Origin of the sequence: uncultured Campylobacter sp., from assembly GCF_937997465.1 — a bacterium.
Taxonomy (GTDB): Bacteria; Campylobacterota; Campylobacteria; order Campylobacterales; family Campylobacteraceae; genus Campylobacter_A.
This window is the reverse complement of sequence record NZ_CALKTQ010000152.1, coordinates 1-6,298: the sequence shown is the minus strand read 5'-3', so window position 1 is coordinate 6,298 and position 6,298 is coordinate 1. Positions and strand designations below refer to the sequence as shown.

Annotated in this window: 5 protein-coding genes; 3 read left to right on the top strand and 2 right to left on the bottom strand. The window is 47.9% G+C overall.

Annotated elements, in window-relative coordinates:
• The first annotated feature begins 136 nt into the window (after positions 1-136).
• Positions 137-1,249, top strand: a complete 1,113-nt coding sequence (msrA, locus tag Q0546_RS04700; protein WP_298790975.1) for a peptide-methionine (S)-S-oxide reductase MsrA — start codon at positions 137-139, stop codon at positions 1,247-1,249.
• Between the two features lie 617 nt (positions 1,250-1,866).
• Here the strand turns inward: msrA and Q0546_RS04695 are convergent.
• On the bottom strand, positions 1,867-3,456 hold the full coding sequence (locus Q0546_RS04695; protein ID WP_298790973.1) for an ABC-F family ATP-binding cassette domain-containing protein: 1,590 nt from the start codon (positions 3,454-3,456) through the stop codon (positions 1,867-1,869).
• A 228-nt stretch (positions 3,457-3,684) separates the two neighbouring features.
• Between Q0546_RS04695 and Q0546_RS04690 the strand changes: the two genes are divergently transcribed.
• Positions 3,685-4,542 (top strand): DUF5131 family protein, encoded by an 858-nt coding sequence (locus tag Q0546_RS04690; RefSeq protein WP_298790971.1) that lies wholly within the window; start codon positions 3,685-3,687, stop codon positions 4,540-4,542.
• Positions 4,539-5,378 (top strand): alpha/beta fold hydrolase, encoded by an 840-nt coding sequence (locus Q0546_RS04685; RefSeq protein ID WP_298790969.1) that lies wholly within the window; start codon positions 4,539-4,541, stop codon positions 5,376-5,378. Before Q0546_RS04690 ends, Q0546_RS04685 begins: the two co-directional genes overlap by 4 nt.
• A gap of 69 nt (positions 5,379-5,447) precedes the next feature.
• Here Q0546_RS04685 and Q0546_RS04680 read toward each other — a convergent pair whose 3' ends face one another.
• Positions 5,448-6,140 carry a cytochrome-c oxidase gene (locus Q0546_RS04680; RefSeq protein WP_298790967.1) on the bottom strand — a complete coding sequence of 231 codons (693 nt, stop codon included), beginning with the start codon at positions 6,138-6,140 and terminating at the stop codon, positions 5,448-5,450.
• Positions 6,141-6,298: the final 158 nt, after the last annotated feature.

Here is a 6,298-nt window from a genome sequence, read left to right as displayed (position 1 = left end):
AACGCTAAATTTAACCAAACCAAATTTAGCATTTTCATGGCGCAGGTCTCGGTGCGTAAAATTTAAAACCGTCAAATTTGAAGTCAAATTTGCCCGAATCAAATTTAGTCTAAAATTTAAGCCATAAGGAGCGAAAATGCTTGGCAAAACGTTAAAAACAGCAGGAATAGTCGGCGCTTTGGCGCTATTTTTAGGTATATTTTTAAATTTACAAGGAGAACAGATGAATCATAATACGAATGAATCTGCAGTCGCAAACAAAACGATCGTGCTAGCGGGTGGGTGCTTTTGGGGTACGGAGGCCTATCTAAAGCAGCTTCCGGGCGTGGTGAACACCTACACGGGCTACGCAAACTCAAAGGTGCCAAACCCTAGCTACGAGCAGGTCTGCACGGGCGATACGAACGCCGCAGAGGCCGTCTGGGTCGAATACGACGAGTATGTGATCGACCTGCCGCATTTGCTCAAATTTTACTTTAACACCATAGATCCGACCAGCCTAAACAAGCAAGGCGGCGACCGCGGCACGCAGTACCGTACGGGCATTTACTACACCGATGCGGCGGACGAGCCGGCGATCAGAGCCTTTATCTCCGAGCAACAAAAAAACTACAAAGCGCCCATCGTAACGGAGGTCGCGCCGCTAGAAAATATCTACAAAGCCGAGGAGTATCATCAGGACTATCTGGACAAAAACCCACACGGCTACTGCCACGTGACCTTTGAGAGCCTGCCTAAAAAGGGCGAAATTTTGAGCGACAAAAAGCGCGATATGAAGCAAAATTTGCAAAACTACAAAAACAAAGACGACGCAACGCTAAAAAATGAACTAAGCGCCATCTCATACGACGTCGTAAAGCACGCCGCGACCGAGCGCCCACACAGTAGCGAGCTAAACGACGAGGAGCGTATCGGTATCTACGTCGATATCACAAACGGTCAGCCGCTTTTTAGCTCGTACGACAAATTTGACGCTGGCTGCGGGTGGCCGAGCTTTACTAAGCCGATAGATGCTAGCCTGATCGCCGAAAAGTCCGATCTATCGCACGGTATGGTGCGCACCGAGGTAAAAACCGCGATGTCGGACTCGCACCTGGGGCATGTATTTGACGATGGTCCGCGCGACAAAGGAGGGCTAAGATACTGCATAAACGGCGCTGCACTGAGATTTGTGCCAAAGGAGGAGATGGAGAAGCAGGGGTATGGGTATTTGATACCGTACCTCGACGCGCAGTATTCTGCCAAGTAAGGCTTGTCTTTTTGCTCTATACTTCGTTGCTTTTAAATTTGGCTCGGTCATTACCGATTAGGTAACTCCCGTCGCCAAATTTAAAAAGCGTCTCATCTAGAACAAAAATACTTCGCCTTATTGCTTTATGCCTAAATTTGAAGTCAAATTTGCAAAATTGATTTCAAATTTTACCCCGCCGAGACCCGCATCTTGAAAATGCAAATTTAAAACACGCGACGCGATAGCGTCAAATTTAACCTGCACGCAGTGCAGCAACTTCTAACGTCGTAGGGGGAGGGGGGATTAAAGGAGGTGGGGAGCTTTTTGCTTCGGCGTTGCCTCGCCTTGTGCTTGCACTCTCTTTGAGAGCTGCTAGCAGAGCGTAATTTAAGCCCTCACCCCCTTTATATAAAGTAAAAAACAACCTCAAATGGTTGTTTTTTACGCAAGGAGCCTAGCCCGCAACTCTAAATTTAACCAAACCAAATTTAGCATTTTCAAGATGCGGGTCTCGGTGGGTAAAATTTAAACCCAAACAGCAAAACCGAGCTAAATTTGCCGCTTGGATTTGATTTCAAATTTAGCGAGCATCAAATTTGCCCGCCAAATCAAAGCTAAAATCAAAAAATATAAATTTAAGCCGTCGTTCCCTCATTCATCGCGGCGTATTCTTCAAAAGTCCCCTTAAAATCGACTACTTCGCCGTTTCCTTTTAGATGGATGATGCGGTTGGCGAAGGCGTCGATGAGCTCGCGGTCGTGGCTCACGCAGATGACGTTGCCGCCGAATTTATACAGCGCCTCGCCTAGAGCGATGATGGCTTCGAGGTCGAGGTGGTTGTTTGGCTCGTCTAGTACGAGTAGGTTGCCGCGCTCTAGCATTAGGCGGCTTAGCATTAGGCGGTGCTTCTCGCCGCCGCTTAGGCTGCCGACTGATTTTTCCTGCTCCGCACCGCTAAATAGCATGCGTCCTAGGCACTTGCGGATCTCGTTTAGGTCCTTGTTGTTTTCGTCTTGCAGCCACTCGTAGAGCTTGAGCTCGCCGGTGATTTTGTTTGTCGTGTTCTGCGCAAAGTAGCTAGGCCCTATCGTCGCGCCCACGTGCACGTCGCCGCTATCTGGAGCAACCTCGCCGATGATGATTTTAGCCAGCGTGCTTTTGCCTACGCCGTTTGCGCCGATGATGGCGACTTTATCATTTTTTTCGAGCTTGAAGCTAAAATTTTCAAACAAAACTTTGTCGTATTTTTTGCTGACGCCGCGCACCTCCAGGATCTCGTTGCCTATGTCGCGTTTGGTGCGGAAAAGTATGCTAGGATCGCGTCTGCTTGATACCTTGATCTCCTCGATGTCGAGTTTGTTTAGCTGCTTTTGGCGGCTGGTTGCTTGGCGGGCTTTGCTCGCGTTTGCCGAGAATCGCGCGATAAATTTCTCCAACTCCTCTTTTTCTTTTAGCTTTTTGTCGCGCTCCATCTCGTGCTGTTTGGCAACCAGCGTCGAGGCGATGTACCAGTCGTCGTAGTTGCCCGCAAACTGCCTGATTTTCTTAAAATCGACGTCCAGGATGTGCGTGCAAACCGCGTTTAAGAAGTGGCGGTCGTGGCTGATTAGCACCATCGTACCCTCGTGACGATTTAGCTCGTTTTCCAGCCATTTTATGCTCTCGATGTCAAGGTTGTTGGTCGGCTCGTCAAGGAAAAGAATGTCGGGCTTTGGAAATAGCACTTGAGCGAGCAGGACTTTAAATTTATCCGAGTTTTCAACCTCGCTCATCGGCTTTTCAAAGTCGCTAAAGCCAAGCGAGCTTAGGATTTTCTCGATCCTGACCTCGTACTCGTAGCTAGGATCCTCCTCGGCGCTTATCATCTCAAGCTGCGCTAAGCGGTCGTTTACGGCGTCGGTAAACTCTTCGCTCATGTAGAGCTTTTCTTTTTCTTTTACTGCGTCGTATAGGCGTTTGTTGCCGTATAACACGGCGTCTTTTACGCTAAAGTTTTCAAACGCGAACTGATCTTGGCCTAGCACGCCTACTTTTAGCCCGTTTTCGATGACGATCTCGCCGCTGTTTGCCTCGATCTCGCCTGCAAGGATTTTTAGAAACGTCGATTTTCCCGCGCCGTTTGCGCCGATGAGTCCGTAACGGTTGCCGCGAGTGAGCTTTAAATTTACGTCCTCAAATAGCAGCTGTGCGTTAAATCTCATCAATAAATTTTTGACTTCAAGCATATTTTTCCTTAAATTTGACTTTTTAAACCGTAGATTTTGCCAAAAAGTCGTTTAAAATCAGTATAAACTTCGGCAAAAAGGCGTAGCGTGCTACTTGGGTAGGTTATAAAACGAGCTTAGATTTGATAAGTTTATCTTTTTATCGGTAAAACTGCGTCGTTTTAGCTTAAAGTCCAAATTTTCGCTAAAATCCCTCATAAAATCCACGCAATCAAAGGCAAAAATCAAATGCAAGTCGCAAAAATCCGCGCCAAAAATATCCTCTCGCGCTCCAAAATCGGCAGCGGCGGCTACGCGATCAACCCGTATGTGGGCTGCTCACACGGCTGCATCTACTGCTACGCCGAGTTTATGCGCGGCGTCACGGGGCACGAGGAGGCATGGGGCGAGTTTTTGGACGCGAAGGAATTTGATACGGCGAGCTTGGTTAAATTTGTGGGCTTGCACGGGGGCGAGCGCGTATTTATGAGCTCGGTTACAGACTGCTATAATTCGTACGAGGCGCGCTTTGGTGTTACGCGCAAAGTCCTCGAGGCGGTTGCGGGCTCGGATATAAACCTGCAAATTTTAACCAAATCAAGCCTCGTGACGCGCGATATAGACCTGCTACAAACCATGCCAAACGTCCGCGTAGGCGTGAGTTTGAGCGTGGTAGACGAAAGCCTGCGCCGCACGCTGGAGCCTCGCGCAAGCTCCGTAACCGCAAGGATCGCAGCGATAAAAAAGCTGCGCGCCGCGGGAGTGAAAACATATATCTTCGTCGCGCCGATTTTCCCGCAGATCACGCCCGTTTTTGATATCATATCCCGCTACGGCGACGCGGCGGATGAAATTTGGTTTGATAGGCTAAATCTCTATCCGAATTTTCGAGATAAAATTCTAGCCTTTGTCGGGCGAAATTTCCCGGCGCTTTTGCCGCTTTATAAGCAAATTTATCTATTTGGAGATGACGGCTATTTCGAGCGGTTAGCTGGCGAGATCAGGCTGGCGGCGCAGGAGAAATTCGGAAGCGAGAGCGGCGATAGGGTTAAGGTATTTTTCGGGCAAAGAAAGTCCGGCACAGATAAATTTGAAAGGCGAAAATGAACGTAATTTTTCGGCTTTGTATCGTGCTTTGCGTGTTATATGTCACGATTTTGGCAATGCTTTATTTTTTTCAGGAACGGATGATATTTTTCCCGAGCAAGCTTGAGCCAAACCATGATTTTAGCTTTGATCAGCCGTTTGAGGAGATCAGACTAGACGCAAACGGCGCGTGGATAAGCGGGTTAAAATTTTTAGCGCAGAGTAGGGGCGGCGGGCAAATTTATAGCGACGCGAACGGTGAACGAAAGGCAAAAAATGGTGCGGCGATATTTTTCCACGGCAATGCGGGCAATTTGCAAGGCTGGGGCAAGTATGCACGGTATTTTACGGATTTGGGCTATGATTTTTACCTGTTTGACTACCGAGGCTACGGCAAGAGCGGCGGCGAGATAAGCTCGCAGGAGCAACTTTACGCGGATGCGGATACGATGATGCAGGCAGTTTTGCGAGAGTATGACGCGGGCGAGGTCACGGCGGTGGGCTACTCGGTGGGTAGCGGGCTAGCGGCTCGCGCAGCGCAAAAATACGGCGCTAAGCGGCTAGTTTTGATTGCGCCCTATTTTAGCCTAGAGGAGCTAGCACGGGAGAAAATGCCCTTTGTGCCGAAATTTTTAATCAAATACAAAATCCCTACGTTTGAGTTTGTCGGCGGTTTTAGCGGGCCGGTGACGATATTTCACGGCGAGCATGATGAGCTAATCGGCGTGGATAACTCGCGCAGGTTGCTTAAATTTCTAAAGCCTGGAGATAAAATTTACGAGCTAAACGCCGGGCACAACGATATCCTAGTCCTAAGCGAGTTTTGGGAAAAATTAGCGCAGAAGCTGGGCGAGTAGGGCGGGGCTGCAGCGGTAAATTTGATGAGGCTCACTTGGTTAAATTTAACGGTTAAATTTTTAGCTTTCTTAAAAACAAAACCTCTCGTCGGTTCTATTTTGCTTGCGCATGGCTTTAAATTTAGCCAAATTTTCATCATTCAGAAAATAGTCTTTTTCTTTTTGCGCGCGTATTTCTAGAGCTTCTATTGCTTTTGCAAGAGCCGCTTTTCTATCTGCGTGAGGCGACGCAAACTCCGGTAAAAACATAGCTTCGTAAACATTTGCTTTGCTCCACTCAAGCGATTTTGCCATGATATCTTGCTGCTTTTTGATGTCGCAAAACGCGTATGGATTTACCACATCGCCCACCAGCTTGATAAACGCTCCTATTGCGCTTTTGACCTCAAAAAATCTACCGTCGTCCAAATTTATAACCTCTCTTAGCAAGATCGCGCGGTTTTTGGCGTTATAAAACCAAAACACCGCCTCGTCGCGAAGCCCTAGATCGTAAGCGCGAGCCGAAAGCACGAAAAGAGTCATCGGCGTGACCATCTGCGGAGCGTCCTGCACGATCTTTTCTGCACTTTTAAAGTCCTCTAGCGTGCCGCTTTTTAGCAGACCGTCGATCTTGTCGTAAACCTTTACGTAGTCGGCTTTGCCGTCATTTGCCGAGTAGTACGGCGTCACGTAAATATCGATGCTTTTTACCTTGCCGTCACCAGCCGCCGATGCTACCGCCGCGCCAAAACAAAGCGCCGCTAAAAAACGTAAAATTTTCATTTATAGCCCCTTAACATAAATTTTGGTGTTATTTTAACTAAAAGATATTTAAACGTCGCGTATAAATTTGAAGGATAAAGTCCGCAAATTTGAGCGGACTTTGTAAATTTAGTTTTTAAAACTATGAATAGGAGCCGGTATCTGGCCGCCGCGGGCGA